The 20,456-nt window shown below is 67.2% G+C and carries 19 protein-coding genes and 1 tRNA gene; 10 read left to right on the forward strand and 10 right to left on the reverse strand.

What is annotated here, in order from left to right; genetic code table 11:
- Positions 1-90: 90 nt before the first annotated feature.
- The 4 genes from ACNUDN_RS02065 to ACNUDN_RS02080 all read right to left on the reverse strand — a co-directional run bounded on the left by ACNUDN_RS02065 (position 91) and on the right by ACNUDN_RS02080 (position 4,098).
- Positions 91-954 carry a glycoside hydrolase family 16 protein gene (locus tag ACNUDN_RS02065; protein WP_419124980.1) on the reverse strand — a complete coding sequence of 288 codons (864 nt, stop codon included), beginning with the start codon at positions 952-954 and terminating at the stop codon, positions 91-93.
- Positions 955-1,049: 95 nt separating this feature from the next.
- The gene (locus ACNUDN_RS02070) at positions 1,050-2,585 is read right to left on the reverse strand and encodes a tripartite tricarboxylate transporter permease (RefSeq protein ID WP_419120395.1); all 1,536 of its coding nucleotides are present in this window, start codon (positions 2,583-2,585) and stop codon (positions 1,050-1,052) included.
- The gene (locus tag ACNUDN_RS02075) at positions 2,585-3,100 is read right to left on the reverse strand and encodes a tripartite tricarboxylate transporter TctB family protein (protein WP_419120396.1); all 516 of its coding nucleotides are present in this window, start codon (positions 3,098-3,100) and stop codon (positions 2,585-2,587) included. Before ACNUDN_RS02075 ends, ACNUDN_RS02070 begins: the two co-directional genes overlap by 1 nt.
- Positions 3,097-4,098, reverse strand: coding sequence for a Bug family tripartite tricarboxylate transporter substrate binding protein (locus ACNUDN_RS02080; RefSeq protein WP_419120397.1), 1,002 nt, complete (start codon positions 4,096-4,098; stop codon positions 3,097-3,099). Before ACNUDN_RS02080 ends, ACNUDN_RS02075 begins: the two co-directional genes overlap by 4 nt.
- A gap of 134 nt (positions 4,099-4,232) precedes the next feature.
- Here ACNUDN_RS02080 and ACNUDN_RS02085 point away from each other — a divergent pair, with 134 nt between their 5' ends.
- Positions 4,233-5,120 carry a lysophospholipid acyltransferase family protein gene (locus tag ACNUDN_RS02085; RefSeq protein WP_419120398.1) on the forward strand — a complete coding sequence of 296 codons (888 nt, stop codon included), beginning with the start codon at positions 4,233-4,235 and terminating at the stop codon, positions 5,118-5,120.
- On the opposite strand, the gene madM is transcribed toward ACNUDN_RS02085, so the two are convergent.
- Genes madM through ACNUDN_RS02100 form a run of 3 tightly spaced genes read right to left on the reverse strand, consistent with a single transcriptional unit; the run spans position 5,117 to position 9,126 of the window.
- On the reverse strand, positions 5,117-5,881 hold the full coding sequence (madM, locus tag ACNUDN_RS02090; protein WP_419120399.1) for a malonate transporter subunit MadM: 765 nt from the start codon (positions 5,879-5,881) through the stop codon (positions 5,117-5,119). The two genes, ACNUDN_RS02085 and madM, sit on opposite strands and share 4 nt — an antisense overlap.
- Position 5,882: 1 nt before the next feature.
- Positions 5,883-6,284, reverse strand: coding sequence for a malonate transporter subunit MadL (gene madL / locus ACNUDN_RS02095; RefSeq protein WP_419120400.1), 402 nt, complete (start codon positions 6,282-6,284; stop codon positions 5,883-5,885).
- A gap of 28 nt (positions 6,285-6,312) precedes the next feature.
- Complete coding sequence (locus tag ACNUDN_RS02100) at positions 6,313-9,126, reverse strand: AMP-binding protein (RefSeq protein ID WP_419120401.1); 2,814 nt, start codon at positions 9,124-9,126, stop codon at positions 6,313-6,315.
- Positions 9,127-9,279: 153 nt separating this feature from the next.
- Between ACNUDN_RS02100 and ACNUDN_RS02105 the strand changes: the two genes are divergently transcribed.
- The 7 genes from ACNUDN_RS02105 (at position 9,280) to ACNUDN_RS02135 (ending at position 16,279) form a co-directional block, all read left to right on the forward strand.
- Positions 9,280-9,942: a GntR family transcriptional regulator gene (locus ACNUDN_RS02105; protein ID WP_419120402.1), complete on the forward strand. Its 663-nt coding sequence runs from the start codon at positions 9,280-9,282 to the stop codon at positions 9,940-9,942.
- A gap of 293 nt (positions 9,943-10,235) precedes the next feature.
- Positions 10,236-11,594, forward strand: a complete 1,359-nt coding sequence (locus ACNUDN_RS02110; RefSeq protein WP_419120403.1) for an MFS transporter — start codon at positions 10,236-10,238, stop codon at positions 11,592-11,594.
- A complete protein-coding gene (locus ACNUDN_RS02115) occupies positions 11,591-12,661 on the forward strand; it encodes a phenylacetaldoxime dehydratase family protein (RefSeq protein ID WP_419120404.1) in 1,071 nt (356 codons plus the stop codon). The genes ACNUDN_RS02110 and ACNUDN_RS02115 overlap by 4 nt, the downstream gene beginning before the upstream one ends.
- 8 nt (positions 12,662-12,669) lie before the next feature.
- Positions 12,670-13,611 carry a LysR family transcriptional regulator gene (locus ACNUDN_RS02120; protein ID WP_419120405.1) on the forward strand — a complete coding sequence of 314 codons (942 nt, stop codon included), beginning with the start codon at positions 12,670-12,672 and terminating at the stop codon, positions 13,609-13,611.
- Positions 13,599-14,552 (forward strand): carbon-nitrogen hydrolase family protein, encoded by a 954-nt coding sequence (locus tag ACNUDN_RS02125; RefSeq protein WP_419120406.1) that lies wholly within the window; start codon positions 13,599-13,601, stop codon positions 14,550-14,552. Before ACNUDN_RS02120 ends, ACNUDN_RS02125 begins: the two co-directional genes overlap by 13 nt.
- Positions 14,553-14,678: 126 nt before the next feature.
- On the forward strand, positions 14,679-15,902 hold the full coding sequence (locus ACNUDN_RS02130) for a D-arabinono-1,4-lactone oxidase (RefSeq protein WP_419120407.1): 1,224 nt from the start codon (positions 14,679-14,681) through the stop codon (positions 15,900-15,902).
- Positions 15,899-16,279 (forward strand): sensory rhodopsin transducer, encoded by a 381-nt coding sequence (locus ACNUDN_RS02135; RefSeq protein ID WP_419120408.1) that lies wholly within the window; start codon positions 15,899-15,901, stop codon positions 16,277-16,279. The genes ACNUDN_RS02130 and ACNUDN_RS02135 overlap by 4 nt, the downstream gene beginning before the upstream one ends.
- Before the next feature lie 14 nt (positions 16,280-16,293).
- Here the strand turns inward: ACNUDN_RS02135 and ACNUDN_RS02140 are convergent, their stop codons facing one another.
- From ACNUDN_RS02140 to ACNUDN_RS02150, 3 genes are all read right to left on the reverse strand, one after another.
- Positions 16,294-17,385, reverse strand: a complete 1,092-nt coding sequence (locus tag ACNUDN_RS02140; RefSeq protein WP_419120409.1) for an FUSC family protein — start codon at positions 17,383-17,385, stop codon at positions 16,294-16,296.
- 16 nt (positions 17,386-17,401) lie between these two features.
- Positions 17,402-18,796: a GntP family permease gene (locus ACNUDN_RS02145; protein WP_419120410.1), complete on the reverse strand. Its 1,395-nt coding sequence runs from the start codon at positions 18,794-18,796 to the stop codon at positions 17,402-17,404.
- Between the two features lie 227 nt (positions 18,797-19,023).
- A tRNA-Gly gene (locus ACNUDN_RS02150) sits at positions 19,024-19,097 on the reverse strand.
- 163 nt (positions 19,098-19,260) lie between these two features.
- Here ACNUDN_RS02150 and ACNUDN_RS02155 point away from each other — a divergent pair.
- Complete coding sequence (locus ACNUDN_RS02155; protein WP_419120411.1) at positions 19,261-19,680, forward strand: ChaB family protein; 420 nt, start codon at positions 19,261-19,263, stop codon at positions 19,678-19,680.
- Between the two features lie 43 nt (positions 19,681-19,723).
- Positions 19,724-20,296, forward strand: coding sequence for a dCTP deaminase (gene dcd, locus ACNUDN_RS02160; protein WP_431959247.1), 573 nt, complete (start codon positions 19,724-19,726; stop codon positions 20,294-20,296).
- Positions 20,297-20,456: the final 160 nt, after the last annotated feature.

The raw sequence follows: 20,456 nt of genomic DNA on the forward strand, positions 1-20,456 counted from the left end.
CGGGGATCAGTCCCCGGTGAACAGAATTGTCGCCGACGTCAGCGACACGTCATGATGCACCCGCTCGGCTGCGACTGCCGGAACCGTCGGTCAGAAGACCCGGATCCAGTCCACCAGCATCTCCGCGGGATAGGTGCCACCGGCCGGTTCACGACCGCCGGAACCGCCGACGGCGATGTTGAACACCGGCGCCATGGTGAATCCGGGATCGTTGAAAGGCCATTCCGGCAACGAGTTGGACGGAACCGTGAAGAAGGGCTCCATCCCGGGCTGGTAGTCCTTCCAGAAATACATCCCGGCCGGCTGCCAGGTCATACGCCAGGTATGCCAGTCTCCGTCGATCGGATGCTTGTGGGTCTGGAACATGGTGCCGTCGAGCTTTGCGTGCACGGTGCTGCCCGAGGGCCAGTCCCGGTTGCCGTACCACTCCACGATGTCGATCTCACCGCCGCGCACCGGGTTGTCGTTGATCAACCAGAACGCCGGCCAGGCGCCGTCGGTGAGACAGTTGAGCTTCATCCGGGCTTCCCACGTCGTCCCGACGCCGCCCCGCCAGTTCCCGACGATCTTCGCGCTGGCGTACTTTTCCTGGATGTTGGCGCCCTCACCCCGGGTGGCGCGGATGACCAGGTTGCCCGCCCCGTCCTGGAAGACGTGCTCCTGGTCGGTGACGTAGCGCCCCATGTTGTAGGGCTTGTCCCATTCGACGGGATTCCGGATGGTCTCCCGGACCGGGACGATGAACCAGGACGCAGGGTCTGGGGGTGCACCGGCCGGGCCGTTGAACTCGTCGGCGAACAGCAACCCGGGCACGGCGGCCTCGGGAACCCCGGGTCCGCCCGGTCCGGGAGCCGGCGCATCACCGATCACCGGTTGGGCTCCGGCGCTGGGCAGCGGCAGAGCGGCAGCCGCCACCCCGAACCCCAGCATCAACATGGCGCTGCGACGATCCACGCTTGGCACCCCCAAACGGTAAACGCAGCGGGCGCGATTTGGGTCGCGAAACCGCCGGTGTGGCGGGATCTGCGTCCCGAAACGCCGGGGTCGGCTCAGCTGATCTCGACGTCGTCCTCGGCGTTGGCGCGGTTGAGCTGTGAGCGCAGGCGCAGCTTGTTGTACGCGCTGATCCCGATGACGATCACCAGCAGCGTGTACAGCGTGATGGTGATGGGTGTGCTGACCAGGGTCAGCGGATTGTTCTGTGAGTTGTTCATCGCGGCCCGCAACGACGACTCGGCGAGCGGGCCCAGGATCACCGCGATCAGCACCGGGGCGATCGGCACGCCGTAGCGGCGCATACCGAACCCGATGAGCCCGAGCACCAGCATGAACAGCACATCGACCATGGCTGCGCTGGCGGCGTACACCCCGAAGCAGGCGAACATCGCGATACCGGCGTACAGGTACTCCTTGGGGATGGTGAGCAGCCGGGCCCACAGCGGGGCGAACGGCAGGTTGAGGATCAGCAGGACGACCATCCCGATGATCAGGCTGGCCAGCAGGGCCCAGACGAGTTCGGCGTTGCGGCTGAACAGCAGCGGCCCCGGTTGGATGCCGTACTGCTGGAACGCGGCCAGCAGCAGCGCCGCAGTGGCCGAGGTGGGCAACCCGAGCGCCAGCAGCGCGCCCATCGCGGTACCCGCCGTCGAGTTCCCGGCGGCCTCGGGGGCCGCCACCCCGCGGATCGCGCCGGTGCCGAACAGCGGCTTGGCCCGCCGCTGGTCCAGTCGCTTCTCCAGGCCGTACGCCAGGAAGGTCGGCACCTCCGCGCCGCCGGCCGGGATCACGCCGAACGGCACCCCGATCGCCGTGCCGCGCAACCAGGCAGGCAGCGCGTCGCGGTACTCGGCCCGGGACAGGAAGGGCCGGCCCGAGGACGGGGTGAAGCTGCGATCATCGGGGCGTCCGATGCGGGATGCGACGTAGATGACCTCGCCCACGGCCAGCATGGCCACGGTGATCACCACGATGCTGACGCCGTCGAACAACGCGACGCTGCCGAATGTGAAGCGCTGCGATCCGCTGACCTGGTCGGTGCCGATCATCGCCAGCACCAGGCCGATCAGCAGCGCGGCCAGCCCCTTGAGCACCGATTCCGACACCACGGCCGAGGTCGCGATGAAGGCGAACACGGCGAGCGCGAAGTACTCGCCGGGGCCGAACTTGGTGGCCCAGTCGGCCAGCGCCGGTGCGAAGAACACCACCAGCACGGTGGCGATCATGCCGCCGATGAAGGCTCCGATCGCCGAGGTGGCCAGCGCCTGCGCGCCGCGGCCACGCCGTGCCATCCGGTGACCTTCGATGGAACCGGCGATCGCGGTCGAGTTGCCCGGGGTGTTCATCAGGATCCCGGCGATCGCGTCGCCGAACAGACCGCCGAAGTAGATTCCGGCGAACATGACCAGGGCCGCCAACGGGTCCAGCGTGAACGTGACGGGCAACAGCAGCGCCACCGCCATCGCCGAGCCCAGACCGGGCAGGACGCCGACCGCCGTGCCGATCAGCGCACCGATGAGAACGTAGAGCAGGTTGGTCGGTGTCAGGACTTCGGCGAATCCGCCGAGCAGACCGGTCAATGCGTCCATCAGAAGAGCCCCATGACGCCCGCGGGCAGGTTCAGGCCGAGCAATCCGCTGAAGATGAGTTGCATCACCGATGAGGCTCCGAGCCCGATGAGGATGTTCGGGACGTAGCGGGTGCTGCCAAGGCCGACGGTCACACCCCAGAACACCACGGCCCCGGCGATGATCCAGCCTGCCGGTTGCAGCAATACCGCGAACGCCACCAGCGAGCCGATCGTGATGCCGGCGGCCCGCCAGTTGCTCGACTGCTCGGGCCCGCCGAGCTCGGGATTGCGCAGGATGCTGACGGTGAGCAGCGCCGCCACCACAAAGCACAGCCCGGCGGTGATGGCAGGAAAAGCCTTGGGCCCGAAGATCTCCGAGTCGTCGGCGACCTCCATGTCGACGATCCCCCAGATCAGGAACACCCCCAGCGTGATCAGCAGCGCCGGCATGATCAACGCGCTTCTGCCGGCCCAGAACCGTTGCGGTGAGGCGGGGTTCGCCGAATCGGCGGAGACCTGGTCGTCTGTCGTCATACCAACCCCAGATCCTGCAGAATGGTCGTCACCCGTTCCTGCTCGGTAACCAGGAAAGCGCCGAACTCGTCGCCGGTGAGGAAGGACTCCTCCCAGCGGTTGCGTTCGACGGCGCTCTCCCACTGAGGGGTTCGGACCATCTCGGTGACGATGTCGATGAGCTCGGCCTGGTGCGCTTCGTCGATCCCGGGCGGTGCGACGTAGCCGCGCCAGTTCACCAGGTCGACGTCCGGGTACCCGGCCTCGTCGGCGGTCGGCGCGTCGAGCCCTTCCAGCCGCTGCGGTGCCACCACCATCAACGCGCGCAGCCGGCCGTCGAGCAGGAGATCCCGGAAATCGTTGTAGCCGCTGATGCCGACGTTGGGGGTGCCGGGTGCGGTGGAGAGCAGATTGATGGTGAGTTCGCCGCCACCGGCATAAGCCGCATAGCGCACCTCACCCGGGTCGATGCCGCCGGCCACCGCGAGTTGGGCGGCGATCATATGGTCGATACCGCCCGCCGATCCGCCGCCGATGGGCATCGCGGCAGGGTCCGCGCGCCAGGCCCCCACCAGGTCATCGATCGTCTGGAAGGGCGAGTCCGCTTGGACAGCAATGACTTCGAAATCCTCGGCGAGCCGCGCGATGGGGGTCATGTCCGACAGGTCGACCGGTGAGGCGTTGCGCGTGATGCCGCCGAGCATGACGGTGCCGGTCACCATCATGGTGCTGGAGTCCCCGGCCAGCCGCGACATCTGCCCCAACCCGATCGTCCCGCCCGCGCCCGGGATGTTGACGACCTGGACGTTGTTGACGATCCGGTCGGTGCGCAACGCTTGTTGGGATTCCCGCGCAACCAGATCCCACCCGCCACCGGCTGCGGCCGGGGCGATCAACGTCAGCTTGGCGCGGGCGTCGGCGCCGGATCCCGACCGGTTGGCCTCCACTGCCGCCGCCACCACCAGCACGCAGACGCAGAGCAGGCCGACGGTCCACCGCACGGCCGCTGTGACCCGCAAGGCAATCCCCTCCACGTCCCTCGATGTCGAGCTACCCGGTGATCCTTCCGCACTCTGTGACTCAGATCACCCTTATGAACATATTGGTCGCTGCGATCGTTGTGAACCCGAGCGACGCGAACGAAGGAGCGGATATGGGACGCCCACCGGGTGCCGGGCAGGCGAGGGCGGTGAGCGCCGAGGATCTGGACAAGGTGATGAACCCGACGCCGCGGGTGCGCGGGCTCACCGACCGGATTCTGCGCGGTGTGGATCGGCTCGACTGGTTGGTCGGCCTGTACCGGCCCTATGTCGACGGGTTGGCCACGCTCCCGCGTGACGGACGGTTCCTGCTGGTGGGCAACCACACTCAGGCCGGTTACCCGGAGGTGCTGCTCACCCCGTACTTCACCTACCGCGAGCTCGGGGTCCGGGTCCGGCCGTTGGCCGAACGGGGCTTCGCCCAGCTGACGGGATTCGCCGGTGACCTGCTGGCCGCCTGTGGCGCGGTGATCGGTCATCCCGACACCGCCGCCGAGCTGATGCGCCACGATCAGACAATCCTGGTCTTCCCGGGCGGCGGACGGGAGATCTCGAAGTTCATGGGCGAGGAGTATCAGCTCAGGTGGCAGGGCCGCAGCGGGTTCGCCCGGGTGGCGATCGCCCACGACTACCCGATCGTGCCGGTCGGCCTGGTCGGTGGGGACGACGTCTACCGCAGCCTCAACACCCGCGACGGCGCGCTGGGAAGATTCAGCCAGGCTGTCGCGCAACAGCTTTCGGGTAAGTCCGAGATGGCCATGCCGCTCGTGCAGGGCATCGGGCCCACCCTGGTGCCGCGGCCACAACGCATGTACCTGCGCTTCGGGGAGCCCATCGAGACGGCCCGGCCACCGCGCCGCAGCGCCGCGACGTGGGAGGCCACGGTCAAGGAACGCACACAGGCCGCGCTGGAAACGGTGCTCGGCGATCTGCAGGTGGTGCGCAGCACCGACCCCTACCGATCGCTGAACCCGTTGATGTGGCGCCGAGCGGTGCTCTAACCACCCACGATGGCCCGCAGTGCCACGTAGAGCACCGACGGGCCGAGCAGGCAGCCCATGCCGGTGTAGAACGTGGCGGTCATCGCTCCGTAGGGCACCAGCCGCTTGTCGGTGGCGGCCAGACCGCCGGCAACCCCGGAGGTGGTGCCCATCAGGCCGCCGTAGGCCATCGCCGACTTCGGATTGTTCAAGCCGATCAGTGGGGCGATCATCGGCGTACCGACCATCACCACCACGGCCTTGACCAGGCCCGCCGCCACCGACAGCGCGATGACCTCGGAACTGGCGCCGACCGCGGTCCCGGTCACCGGGCCGACGATGTAGGTGGCCGCCCCCGACCCGATGGTCGCCAGCGATTCGGCGTCCCGGTAGCCGAACGCCGCGGCGACCGCGGCGCCCACGATGAAAGACACCACCACGCCCAGCACGATCGACAGGGCGCCGGCGAGTCCTGAGCGTTTGATCTCCTGCAGATCGACACCGTAGGCCGTGGACACGATCGCCAGGTCGCGCAGCATCGCGCCACCCATCAGGGCCAGCCCGGAGAACATGGCGATATCGGCCAATCCCTGGTCGCCGCCGGTCACCGCACCGCCCCAGTAGGCCAGTGCCAGACCGAGGATGATCGCGATGGCCGACCCCTGCAGCCGGCCGCGGGTCAACGTCTTGGACAGCCAGCCGGAGAGCAGCATCAATGCCCCGACCACCACGAACGCCACCAGCAGGTGGTTCTTTTCGAAGACCGAGCTCAGCACATCCATCTCAGGCCTCCTGCTTCTCTTCTTCGGTCATCGGCGGTAGCGGTTCGGCTTTCTCCCCGATCCGGGACAACAGCGGAACCAGTGCGGCGCCTGCAGCGAGCGCTCCCAGACCCGCCAGCGCGGCCATCGGCCCCCCCGAGATCGCCTTCTTGACGTTCTGGATGCTGGCCATCGCGATCACGATGGGGATGTACATGGCGCTCCAGAACATCACGCCCTGCTCACTTGGTTTGGGGAACAGCCCTTTTCGGCGTAGCCAGTCGGTGGCCAGGATCAGCATGATCATGGCGAAGCCGACTCCGCCGACGTTGGCGTCGACACCTACCGCGATACCGAGCAGTTCGCCGACCAGCATGCCCGCGAGCATGCAGAGGGCCAGCGCTGCCACTCCATAGAGAACCATCGTTGTACTCCTGACTGGGAAATGGGGATCAGGCGTCCACGCCGTCGAACAGATCGGCGTAGCGCTTGCGAAGTTCGGCTTTCTGCACCTTGCCCATGACGTTGCGGGGCAATGCCTCGACCACGCGCACCGCCCGTGGCTGTTTGAACCGTGCCAGGTCGCCGGCGACGAACTCCAGCAACTCGCGGTCCCGGGGCTGTTCACCCGGTGTCGGGACGACCACGGCCACCACGGTTTCGCCGAACTCCGGATGGGGCACGCCGATCACGGCGGACTCCAGCACCTGGGGGTGGCTGTCGAGCAGCTCCTCGATCTCCTTGGGATAGATGTTGTATCCGCCGGAGATCACCAGATCTTTGTCTCTGCCGACGATGCACAGATAGCCGTCCTCGTCGATACGGCCCAGGTCGCCGGTGACGAAGAAGCCGTCCGGCCGGAACTCGGCCGCCGTTTTCTCCGGCATCTGCCAGTATCCGGAGAACACGTTGGGCCCACGGACCTCAACGATGCCGACCTCGCCGTCGGGCAGTTGTTGTCCGGTCTCGCGGTCGACCACGCGGATCTCCTGACCTGACAACGGCTTTCCGACTGTTCCGGGCTTACGCGGTCCGGCGTCGTACGGGTTGGTGGTGTTCATCCCGGTTTCGGTCATGCCGTACCGTTCCAGGATCGCGTGCCCGGTGCGCTCGGCGAACGCCGTGTGATCGGTGGCGAGCAGCGGTGCCGAACCCGAAACGAACAACCGCATGTGCGCGCACTGTTGTCTGGTCAGCCGCTCGCTCTTGAGCAGCCGGGTGTAGAAGGTCGGCACCCCCATCAACACGGTGGCGCGCGGCAACAGGTCGAGGATCGCCTCGGTGTCGAACTTCGGCAGGAAGTACATCGAGGCACCGGCCGCCAGCGTCATGTTGACCGCGACGAACAACCCGTGGATGTGAAAGATGGGTAGGGCGTGGATGAGCCGGTCCTCGGCGGTGTAGTGCCACGCATCCAGCAGTGCCTGACAGTTGGCGGCCAGGTTCTCGTGCGTCAGCACCGCACCCTTGGAACGCCCGGTGGTCCCGGAGGTGTAGAGGATCGCGGCGGGATCGCCGGCTCCGGCGTCGAAAACCCTGTCGTACCCCTCCTCGCTGTCCAGCACGCTGCCGTCGCCGGATTCGCCGAGCGTCTCGACAACCAGCCCGTCCTGATCGACGGCGTAGTCCTCGGCGCGGTCCGGGGAACAGACCAGGACCCGCGGCTGCGCGTCGGCGAGGAAGTACCGCATCTCGGAGCCGGTGTAGGCGGTGTTGAGCGGCAGGAAGACGCCGCCGATCTGCAAGGTGGCCAGGTAAAGTGCAATGGCCTCAGGTGATTTCGCGACCTGCATCGCCACCCGGTCTCCGGGTTGCACCCCGTCGGCGCGCAGCCGGGCCGCGATCCGGTGTGTGAGTTCGGCTGTCTCGGAGTAGCTGACCGACTGTCGGTCGGGCAGCTCGAAAAGAGGCTTGTCCGGATGCCGTTGCGCCTGCTCGGCGAACGATCGGTAGATGGTGCGGTAGGACGCCATCGGCGGTGTTCCTTTCGTCGGTTGCGGCGTTCGGACGGTGCCGCGGAGTTCCTGGAGAGGTCCGCTGACCGCCACGGTGCGGCGGCGCACGAAGTCCTCGTGGCGGCGTTCCAGCAGGCCGGGTTCGTAGCGGTAATTGACCATCGCCCCGTAGGACTGGCGCCAGGCGCTTGCTGAGGTGTTCGCCGGCCAGTTCAGTCGCCACGCGGTCGCCCCGTTACCCAGGTGGAAGCGGGCGACCGGATCCACCGGCCGTCCGTCGGCGCGCCGCTCGGCGGTCAGGTAGGCGAGCAGGGCAGGAAGCAGCCGGCCACGAATCCGGTCGGTCTCGGCCGGGGTGAGCTCCTCAGGATCGGTGATGGCCTCCAGGGCCGTTGCGAGCGAACGTAATTCGGCGTCGTCGCGGGCGCGGTCGGCGAGCCAGTGCCGGAAGCCGGGGATGGGGGAGAGGGTGACGAAATCGCGCAGGTGCGGCAGCTGCCGGCTCACCTGTTCGATGACTTGCTTGATCAGGAAGCTGCCGAAGGAGACTCCGGCAAGTCCGTCCAGAGCGTTGTTGATCGAGTACAGCGCAGCGGTGTCTGCTGCCGACGGGTCCAGTGCCGGTCCGGGCTCCAGCAGTGGGGCGATGTGGTGCGGGATGCCCTGCACCAGAGCGACCTCGACGAAGATCAGGGGAACGTCCTGGGTCGCGGGATGGAAGAACGCATAGACCCGCCGGTCTTCGGGCAGCAGTCGCCTGCGCAGCTCGGCTTCGGTGGCCATCGGGTGCACCGCTTCGTAGCGCAGCAGATGTCGGCGCAGCGCGGGCGGTGAGTCCCAGGTGACCTCCGACATCTGCAGGAAGCCCCGGTTGAACCAGGACGTGAGCAGGTGGTGGAAGTCGTGATCCAGTGGACGCAGCTCGGGATGATGCCGCATCAGCCGGCGTAGATCGGCGCGCATCTCGACCAGGGCGAGCGTCGCGCCGGGTGCGTGGTTGATGCGCCGGAGCAGCTGCTGACGCGCCGGTTCGACCACGGCGAACAGTTCGACCAGCTCGTCGCCGGCCTGCTCGCCGGTGCCGCGGGCGCCGTCCCAGCGGTGGAACGCGGAGCGAACCTGCTCGGCGTCGACGTCGTAGGCAGTGGTGACATGGCCGAAGAAGCGCAGCTTGTCGGCGTCGTCGAGCTCTGCGTAGGCGGCCAGCGCCGATGCGGCGACCGCGCGCATCGACGCCTCGCCGACGTCGCTCATCAGGATTTCGCAGGCGGCGAGCAACCGGGCGAGTGGCCGTCGCTCTTCGCATCCCATCCGGGTCCTCCTGACCGCCAGCGCTGACCCGAGGCGCCCCGGTGAGCGCGGTCATATACATACACTGGCGTGATATATATAACAGGTACCCTAGCGGATATAACTGGGTCACACCACCCCCGCCGTCGGATAATCTGGGCCGCGGAGGTGGGCATGGTTCGGGTACCGGAATCTCAGCGCGTGCGAGACGCGCTGGAGAACGCCGTCGTCGACGGGCACTACCGCCCAGGCCAGAGGCTGGACCCGGCACAGTTGGAGAAGGAGTTCGGGTGCTCGCGGACCCCGATCCGCGAAGCCCTGCAGGCACTGGAGCGGTCGGGGCTGGTGCAGATCCGGCCGAAACAGGGCACCTACGTCACCGAGATGAGCATCTCCGAGGTGTCGGAACGCTTCGAGGTGATGGCCGAGCTGGAGGGTATGGCGGCGCGGCTGTCCTCCGGCCGGATCGATCGTGAGGCCCTGGCCGAACTCGAACTCGCGCTACAGGAATGCGAACAACACGCGATCAGCGGCGACGCCGATGCCTACTACTACGCCAACGCTCGCTTCCACGGGATCGTCTATGACTCCTGCGGCAACGAGTACCTGCGCCAACAAGCCCACGCCCTCAAGCGGGTACTTCAGCCTTACCGGCGATTGCAGTTGCGCGTCCCCGATCGCATGCGGCGCTCGCTGGCCGAGCACCGAGCGATCGCCGACGCCATCGCCGATGGCGATGCCGGCACGGCCGAGAACGCCGCCCGCGACCACGTTCTGGTTCAGGTGAAGGAGTTCGGCCACCTGATCCGGAAGTGGCGGGATCTCTCGGCCAGCTGACCTGGCCCGGAAATCGTTGGGGTAGTCGCTATTTGCGCAGGAACTGGATTAAGCCCTTGTGCGAGCAACTATTTCGGGCCAGTGGTGTCCGCTTGCGCGGTGTCAGGAGTCCGAAACGACGGGCTAACAACGTCGTAACATCACGCTGAGCGATATTCACTATAACGACAAGTTGTTTCTGCTCACGGTGAATCTCACTTAATCTGGGTTTGCGCGCAATGCACTGCCCGGAACTCACATTCTCCGCGACCCGGGCGTGTTCACATCCGAACCCACACACAGGAGGGACACTAGTGTCCGCCCCCAATGTTCATGCGCCGCCTGCGAAGAACCAACTGAGATCGCTGCGTGCGGCCATCGCCGGTAACGTCCTCGAGTGGTTCGACTGGACGTTGTACGCGGTCTTCTCGACCTACATCGCGGCCCATTTCTTCGACAATTCCGAACCGACGTCGGCTCTGCTGTCGACCCTGGCGGTATTTGCTGCCGGATTTCTGGCCCGGCCGCTGGGAGGTCTGGTATTCGGCCGGCTGGCCGATGCCCGGGGCCGCAAATTCGTCCTCGTCGCGACGATCAGCACCATGTCGGTGGCGAGTCTGGGTATTGCGCTGATCCCGAGCTACGACAGCATCGGGGTGTGGGCGTCGGTGCTGCTGCTGCTCGCCCGCCTGCTGCAAGGACTCGCGCACGGTGGCGAATCCGGGGTCTCGTACACCTATGTTTCAGAACTCGCCCCACCGGCCAAACGAGGGTTGTGGTCGAGCTCGGTGTTCTTCGCCGTCACCCTCGGCGTCATGTTGGCGACCATGCTCGGCGCACTGTTCAACAGCGTCATGGGCCAGCAGGCCGTCGCCGACGGGGGCTGGCGGTACGCGTTCGTGCTCGGGGCCGCCTTCGGCCTGTTCGTTCTGGTGCTGCGCCGTGCCGCCACCGAAACAGAGGAATTCCAGGCCCAGGACGGCCAGGACAACATGTCCGAGGACACGGCCGCAGGCCCCCGGTGGTCGCCGGGTCGGAAGTTCAAAGCCGGCGTCCTGGTCGTTCTGCTCTCCTGCGGGCACAACTGCGCCTACTACATCTGGGCCATCTTCGCGTCCTCCCTGGCCATCGCGGACCGCGGGATGGATCCCACCGACGCCTTCACCGCCAGCCTGCTCGCCCAGGCGGTCGCGCTCGGGTCGCTGGTGCTGTGCGGCCGGCTGGCCGACCGGTTCGGCCGGCGCCCCATGATCATCGCGTTCGGCGTCTTCGCCATTGTCCTCTTCTATCCTCTGTCGGCGATGATCACCGACGAGCCGTGGACGCTGTTCGTGGCGCAGGCGGTCGGAATGAGCGTGTGGGCCATGGGGGCTGCGATGTATCCGGCCTTCATCTCCGAGCTGTTCCCCACCCGTATCCGGGCCACCAGCGTTGCCTTCGCCACGTCGGTGTCGGTGGCGTTGTTCGGTGGGACCGCACCCTATCTGCTCACCTGGTCCGCCGACAGCGGAAACGATTGGGTGTTCTGGGTGTGGACGGCCGCGCTCGCCGGTCTTGCCATCGTCGGCGGACTGCTGGTGAAGGAGACCCGCGGCACTGACCTCGGAACCGTGCAATGGCCCTACCGCACCTGGACATCGAAAGCACGCCAAAGGGAGATGAGCACACCATGACCTGGAGCAACATCAGCTATCCCAGGCTGCTGCCGGCGCGAAAGCCCGACGGCCACCAGCCGCGGGCCCCGCGCTGGACCCTGGTCTACACCGAGCCGATCACGCTGATCACCAGCGACTACCTCGCCATCCAGGTCGAATCATGGGAATCGGTGGGCGTCCAGGCCTTCCTGGAGCGGCTGCGGGTGTCCCATGACGATCCCGAGGAGTTCGCGCCGGAAGCGTGGGAACTGTTGACCTGTACCGACGATGCCGGCCTGCTCAACATCATCCACCTGGCCTACTGGCGCGACCCGACCCACCACGAACAGTGGCTGATGTCCTCGGCGCTGGGCCGCTGGTATGACGGATTGGACGCCGGCTCAATCGCTTTCGGAGCCTGGCACGAGGTGGCACAGGTCCCGCTCGACCACGCCGAGACCATCTACTCCGATCCGCGTGGCAGATTCGGGCTCGCGGCCTGTCTCGGAACGCAGGTCGAGCCGATGACGGTCAACGGCTACTTCGGAGCGGCACGCGACCGGCTGCCGGTGTCGGCGATCGACCCGCTGGAAGTCGCACAACCACAACGGTCGCCCAGCACCTACCGGGAGACGCGGGGCCGCCGGCTGCGTGCCGAGTCACACCACAACATGGCGATCATCAGGTCCGGGCAGTTCTGGGCGACCGCCGGCGCCGAGCAACTCGCCGACTATGAGCACAGCCTGGAGCCGAAGCTGTCGGCCGGGATGCGCCACCTCTCCGACCACAAGGAAGCCACCGGAACGCTCGCGCTGCGCGTCATGACCAGCCTCGACCGCGAAACTCTGCAGCCACGGCGGGAAACCAGCACCTACGCGCACTTCCAGAGTCTGACGGATCTGGAGGCGTGGGCCGAGAACCACCCGACCCACCACGCGATCTACGAGCACGCCATCGCCAAGAACCGCGAGTACGGCGCGGATCGTGAAGTGACCACGTGGCACGAGGTGTTCATCCAACCCAGCAGTGCCCGAGCGGAATACGTGAACTGCGACCCCACCACCGGGCTGCTTCCCTCGGCCCGAAACGTACTCGCCGTGGAATAGGAACCCAGATGGTCACCGAGGGCCCCGTCCACCTGCGCCGGCACGATCTGAACCTACTGGTCGTCTACGCGGTGCTGATGGAAGAGTTGAACGTCACCAGAACCGCGATGCGTCTCAACATGAGCCAGGCGGCGGTGAGTGCCAGTCTGCAACGCCTGCGCAAGATGTTCGACGATCAGCTCTTCGTCCGTGCCACCGGTGGTATGGCCCCCACCGCCAAGGCGCGTCAGATCCACAGCGCCATCTCGGCGGGGCTGGTGAACCTGCACGAGGCCATCGACGGTGCACCGTCATTCGACCCGTCCAGCGAGCGGGCGGTGTTCCGGCTGGGGATGTCGGACGACCTGGAGTCTGTTTTCATGCCGAAGATCATCCAGACACTCACCGCCATGAGCCCCAGCTCGTCGGCGCACTGCATCCAGACTCGTCGTGCCGGCGTCGAGGAACTGGTCACCTCCGGGCACATCGACATCGGCATCGCGGCGTCGTCGGCGTGGGGGTCGGAGATCCGGTCTCGAGATCTGTTCGAATCGTCGTATGCGTGTGTGTACAACCCCGCTCTGATCGACCGGCGCGGTGAGCTCTCCTACACCGACTATCTGGCGTTGCCGCACTTGATGATCTCCGCGGACGGAACCCGCGGGATCGTCGACGACGTGCTGCAGGCCGAAGGCCAGACGCGCCACATCACGGCGTCGACCGGGCACTTCGCGATGGTGCCGTTTCTGCTCAGCAGGGTGCCGGCGGTCGCGACGATGCCCGAGTTCGCAGCCAGGGTTTTCGCCGAGTCCTTCGAGCTGACCGTCAGCCGTCCACCGATCCAACTCCCTCGATTCACCGTCAACACGCTCTGGCACCAGTCGCAGGACAATTCGCCCGCACTGCAATGGATGGTTCGTGTAATCGACGGCATCGCAACCGAACTCAAGGATGATCAATGGTACGTATAGCAGTAGCCCAGCTGGGTTCCGTCGCATTCGACAGCGTCGCGACCACCGAGAAGGCCGTCGCCGCCGTGCGTGAGGCGGGCCGATCCGGCGCCCAGGTGGTGGTGTTCCCGGAGGCATTTCTGGGCACCTACCCCAAGGGGCTGGACTTCGGGAGCCCGGTGGGCCGCCGCACCGAGCAGGGGCGTGACGATTACCTGCGCTCCTGGAAGGGGGCGGTGGAACTCGACGGGCCGGAACTGGCCGAGATTGCCGAGGCGGCCCGGCTGGAATCGATCTTCGTCGTCATCGGCATCGTCGAGCGGGCTGGTCGAACCTGCTACTGCACCGTGGTGATGATCGACGAGCACGGCGACCGGGCCGGATATCACCGCAAGGTGATGCCCACGGGAGCCGAACGTCTCATCTGGGGGTTCGGGGACGGCTCGACGATGCCGGTGGTCGACTCCCCGGCCGGCAGACTCGGAAGCGTGATCTGCTGGGAGAACTACATGCCGCTGATGCGAGCCGCCATGTACGGCAAGGGCATCGAGATCTACTGCGCACCCACTGCCGACGATCGGGACACCTGGATGAGCACCATGCAGCACATCGCCCTGGAAGGCCGCTGCTTCGTCATCACCGCGTGTCAGGTGATGCGCCGCAGCGACTATCCGCAGGATTATCACCCGCAGTTCGGCACCGCGCCCGAGGACATCCTGATGCGCGGCGGCAGCGCGGTCATCTCGCCGCGCGGTGAGGTGCTGGCCGGTCCGGTCTACAACGAGGAGCGCATCTTCTACGCCGATCTGGACACCGACGAGATAGCGCGGCAGTCGCTCGACTTCGACGCGGTGGGCCATTACGCCCGCGCGGACATCTTCCGGCTGCTTGTCGATGCCGAGGCCAAGAACGCCGTGGGGTTCTCCTCGGCCTCGCCGCGCGCAGAGGGGATCGCACCCTGAGCGGAGGTGTGCGGGGCTGTGGGAGACCCGGGCTGATCCGGACAGGGCGAGGTCTTTCGGCCAACTGAGGTGTAAGCGCGTTCGCTGCGGGCACTACCCCGATCAGATGAAAGGGGACCGAGCCGAATGAAGTCCACGGAACAGCGAGAATGGGTGAACTGGTCGGAAAGTCTGCGGTTCACCCCGGGGCAGACCGTCGAGCCGCAGAGCGAGGACGACGTCGCCGAACTGGTCGCCGACTGCGCGGCCGAGGGGCGCCGCGTGCGCCCGGTCGGAAAAGGGCATTCCTCGATGCCGCTCGTCGAAACCGACGACGTGCTGGTGGATCTGCACCGCATGAGTGGGGTCGTCTCGGTCGACAAGGAGCGACACGAGGCAGTGATCCGGGGCGGCTCCAGCCTCGTCGAGGTCGGTGACGGCCTGCACGAACACGGTTTGGCGCTGGAGAACTACGGCGACGTGGATTACCAGGCACTCTCGGGTGCGATCGGCACCGGCACCCACGGCACCGGCATCCGGCTCGGAAACTTCTCCAGCAACCTGCTCGGCTATCGCATCGTCACCGGCGACGGACGGGTGCGCGACGTCGGTCCGGACGACGACGAATTGCGGGCCGGCCGGGTCGCCCTCGGGGCGCTGGGCATCTTCACCCAGTTGCGCTTGCGCGTGGTGCCGGCGCTGCGGTTGCGCCGCCGGGAGTGGTGCGTGCACATCGACGACTGTCTGGAGCATCTGGACGAACTGATGGACCAGAACCGCAACTTCGACTTCTACTGGCACCACCGCCGGGACGAGGCCCAGCTGCGCACCCTCAACGAACCGGAGCGGGAGCCACTGGAGCTGCTGGATCGTCTCGGCGGCTGCGATAAAAGCAATCTCCGCAAGGACCAACTCGATTGGAGCCGCTTCGTCCAACCGGCCGAGCGTGGCATGAAGTTCGACGAGATGGAGTACGCGATCCCGGTCGAGGCCTTCGGCGACTGCTTCGCCGAGGTCCGCGCCCGGGTCAAGGACCGGCACCGGCAGAACGTCGGCTGGCGCATTCTGTGCCGAAGCGTCGCGGCCGACGACGGCTATCTCAGCCCGTTCTCGGGCCGGGATTCGATGACGATCGCCTTACTGCAGAACAACACGCTGCCCTACGAAGAGTACTTCGGCGACATGGAGCCGATCCTCGTCGCGCACGGCGGGCGGCCCCACTTCGGTAAGAAACACTCCGCGGGCAGTGATCAACTGCGCCAGTCACTTCCGCACTACGACGCGTTCCGGGAAACCCGGCGACGCTTCGACCCGCAGGGAACGTTCTTGAACGACCACCTGCGCCACCTGTTGGACGAGGAGGCGGCATGACCGACGCGCTGGGCGCCACCGTCTGGGTGTTTCCGGCCGGCCGTATCCCACCGGACAGCACTGGGCGCGAACCGGAGTTCACCAGCCGCGACGAACTCTGCATTCTCAACACCGGGACCAACCCGGCTCAGCTGACGATCACGGTGTTCCACGACGACCAGGATCCCGTCGGCCCCTACGAGATTGAGGTCGCCGCCCAGCGGGTGTGCCGCGTGCGGGTCAACGACCTGATCGATCCGGAAGCGGTGCCCTACGACACGCCCTACGGCCTGGTCGTGCGGTCGGACCGCGAGGTGGTCGTCCAGCACCTGCACCTGGACACCCGCCGGGCCGAAGACTCGCTGTTCGTCGCGTCCGGCTTCCCCGCGACGGGCTGACCCGGGCAGCGGTCTCAGCCCAGGTCGGCGGCGCGGCCGGCCGCATCCTCCAGCGCCTGCAGGCCCGAGACGTGGTCCATTCCGGAGGCGTACAACACGTCCAGGGCGGTGGAGCGGATCGCGCCGACGAGCACGCTGCTGGTCAACGAATGCGGCCGGATGACCACTCCCGATGCGGTGGTCGCCGCCTGGCACGCCAGTGACCGGACGGGGTCGGGCGTCGTGCGGCCGTCGAGTTGGCCGGGCAGCGCCTCGACGGCGCGGGCCAGATCCAGCACCGCATCCACCAGCGGTTCGGGAACCGTATGTCCGTGCCGGATGGCGTTGGCGGTGGCGCGGATCACCGTGCGACCGTCGAGCACCGTGAGGTCGACGCGCCGCGCCGCGGCGTGGTAGCGGGTCAGCCATTCCGGTGTGGTGCGTCGCCCCGACAGGCGCACCGCTTCTGTGGCGGCGGCCAGGGCGCCGGTGAAGTTCTCCAACCGCCGGTCCAGGTCGCGGGCGGCGACCAGTGCGTCCTCGATGCCGGTGCGGTCGCCGCTGCGCAACATGTCCGCGGCCCCGCGCAGCACCGCGGCCAGATCCTCGAACAGCGGTTTGGCGGCCCGGGCCAGCGAGCGACGCGGGTCGCGCGCGCCGACGGCGGCCACGGCCAGGGCCGTCGCGCCGCCGATCAGCGCGTCCACCGGCCGCGCCCAGGGAATCGGGCCACTCGGAGGCTCCAACACGATCAGCAGCAGAGCGGCGATCGCTGCCTGGTTCACCAACAGCGGCCCACCGCCCACCGCCACCGCGGCACCGGCCGCGAGCAGCACCACCAGCGCGATCTGTGCGGGTCCGGTGCCGAGCACTCGCACCAACAGGTCACCGATGGTGACACCGAGCGCCACGCCCACCACCACCTGCGCGGCCCGCAGCAGCCGCCGGCCGGTGGCCACCGACAGGCATAGCACTGCGGCGATCGGCGCGAAGAACCCCTCCTCGCGGCCCACCACCGCGGTCGCTATCAGGTGGGCCATTCCGGCGGCGACCGCCGCCTGCGCCAGTGCGGGTGCGGCGTCGCGCAGTCGCCGAGCCGCGCGTCGGGACCGACTCCAGCCACTCATCAGCCGGGCGGGACCGTCACAGGAACGGGGTCGCCGCGAGCACCACGCCGAACGACACCAGCCCCAGGATGGTCTGCATCACCGTCCACGACTGCAGCGTCTGCTTCTCGGTGAGCCCGAGGAACCGGTTGACCAGCCAGAAGCCGGAGTCGTTGACGTGCGAGAGCATCGTCGCGCCGGCGGAGATCGCGACGACGATGGCGCCCAGCATCGGCGCCGACATCTCCGCACCCTCGATGGTCGGTGCGACGATCGCCGCGGCGGTGACGGTCGCGACGGTTGCCGATCCGAGCGCGACGCGCAGCAGCAGGGCGGCACCGAAGGCCAGCAGGATGACGGGGACGTTGGTCGCCTGCAGCACGTCTTCGAGCGCGTCGCCGACGCCGCTTTCCTGCAGCACCTCACCGAAGACGCCGCCGGCGCCGGTGACCAGCAGGATCATTCCCACCGGCTCGAGCGCCTTGGTCGCCACCTTCTGCAGATCGGAGCGAGACTGGCCGTAGCGCAGGCCGAGCACGTAGAACGCCAGCAGCACCGCCACGATCAACGCGACGAACGGGTCACCCACGAAGCCGAGGACCTCGCGGACGGTGTCGCCCTCGGGGAGCAGCGCCTCGGACCCGGTGTTGAGCAGGATGAGAACCAGCGGCACCAGGATGATGGTCAGCACCAACAGGAAACTGGGTCGCGGCCTGGTGTCCTGTTCGCAGTCCTCGTCGGTGCCCCCGTCACCGCCCGCGCTGCCCGAGCCGCGCTGACCGTGCTCGGCGGCCATCTCCTCGGGCACGCCGACCTCGATCCGACTGCCGATCCACTTGCCGTAGAAGACGCCACCGACGATGACGGCGGGAATGGAGGCCGCCAGGCCGAACAGGATTACCCAGCCGAGGTCGGCACCGATGACGCCCGCCGCGGCGATCGGGCCCGGCGTGGGCGGTATCAGACTGTGCCCGGCACTGATGCCGGCCAGCAACGGGATGCCGTAGTACACCACCGACCGCCCGTAGCGCTGGGCCAGTGAGTACACCAGCGGGATCAGCAGCACCAGCGCCACGTCGAAGAACACCGGGATCGCCACGATGAGGCCGGTGAGCGCCAACGCCCACGGCACCCGACGTTCGCCGAAGCGGTCGACCAGGGTTTCGGCGATGCGTTCCGCGCCGCCGGTGGACCGCAGCACCTCGCCGAACATCGCGCCCAGGCCGACCACGACGGCGACGAAGCCCAGGGTGCCGCCCATCCCGTCCTCGACCACGTTGGCGATGTTGGCCAGCGGGATGTCGGTGAGCAGCGCGACGATGATGCTGACCACCAGCAGCGCCACGAAGGCGTGCAACTTGAGGCCCATCACCAGGAAGAGCAGCATCGCGACTCCACCCGCGACGATGAGCCCCAACACGGCACCGGACATGGATTTCGTCTCCTCGTGGTCGTTGCGTCCGGGTCCGTCCCGGTCTTGGCGGCCCCATGCGAGTTCGGTCGCGGTGACGACGTCCGGCGCGAGGTGGGGTTTTGCGACCGGTACCCGGACGCGGCGCGACCATGCGTGATCTGAAGACGGATCTGGTGCGGCGCGCTGATGCGCTTGTGCCGCGGGTGAGGAGAAGTCAGGGTGAGGCAAATATGCCGAGGAAGATATGGAGCCGATGACGGGAATCGAACCCGCGTATTCAGCTTGGGAAGCTGATGTTCTGCCATTGAACTACATCGGCGGTGTGGCTTGACAGATTAGCAGGGCGGCCGGCCGCGCCGCTGCCGGCGCCCGTTTGGTCGCCGTCTCGCCGGGTAGCCGGTTCTGGACTGCATTTGCGCAGGAATCAACCGACGATCACGGCTTGCGGACACCGAGGTGTCCCACCACCGGGAAGGAGCGGTATGCCGATCACGAAGAAGAACGGCAAGCCCAGGAAAAGTGAGCTGCCCAGCACCCTGAAGAAGTCGGGCAAGAAGGCCCAACGCACCTTCGCCAAGGCCCACGACGCCGCCGAGCAGGAGTACGGCGACGCCGAGCGAGCCTACCGCGTCGCCTACAGCGCCCTGAAGAGCAAGTTCGAGCGGGTCGGCGACCGCTGGGAGAAGAAGGACAAGAAGGGCCCGTCCGATGAGCGCGCCCGCAGCGGCGGTCCCGACGCCAAGGGTGAAACCGCCGAGGGTGTCAACGCGAACGCAACCAAGAAGCACCTCACCGAGGTCGCGCGTCGCCTGGACATCTCGGGTCGCTCGAAGATGGACAAGAGGGAGCTGGTGTCGGCCATCCAGCGGGCCAACCGCCGCCAGACGGCACGCAGTCGCTGAGTCGACCCACCCGGGACACCTCTGTGACGGCTACGCTCGTGCGGTGCTGCTCTCCGACCGCGATATCCGGGCCGAGATCACTGCCGGCAGGCTGGGGGTCGATCCGTTCGACGACAGCCTGGTGCAGCCCTCGAGCGTCGACGTCCGTCTCGACAACCTGTTCCGGGTGTTCAACAACACCCGCTACACCCACATCGACCCGGCGCAGCGCCAGGACGACCTGACCTCCCTGGTCGAGCCCAAAGAGGGTGAGCCGTTCGTGCTGCATCCGGGCGAGTTCGTGCTCGGCGCCACCCTGGAGCGCTGCACGCTGCCCGACGACCTCGCCGGACGTCTGGAAGGCAAGTCCTCGCTCGGCCGTCTCGGCCTGCTCACTCACTCGACGGCGGGCTTCATCGACCCCGGCTTCTCCGGGCACATCACCCTGGAGCTGTCCAACGTCGCCAACCTGCCGATCACGCTGTGGCCCGGCATGAAGATCGGCCAGTTGTGTCTGCTGCGCCTGACCAGCCCCGCCGAGCACCCCTACGGCAGCAGTTCGGTCGGCTCGAAATACCAGGGCCAGCGCGGCCCCACCCCGTCCCGCTCGTACCAGAACTTCGTCAAGAGCAGCTGACCCGAAACGTCACAGACGGGTCTCGATTCCGGCGAGTAGTGTCGGACAGACCGGCGCCACCGGTCATTCGTGCCGACGTGTCCCGGCCAGGTCTTCAACGGCGGCCAGCTAACAGCATGGGCTGTAACGCATCAGCCGGCCGCACCGATGAAGTATCTAG

The organism is Mycobacterium sp. smrl_JER01, assembly GCF_048513595.2.
Lineage (GTDB): Bacteria > Actinomycetota > Actinomycetes > Mycobacteriales > Mycobacteriaceae > Mycobacterium.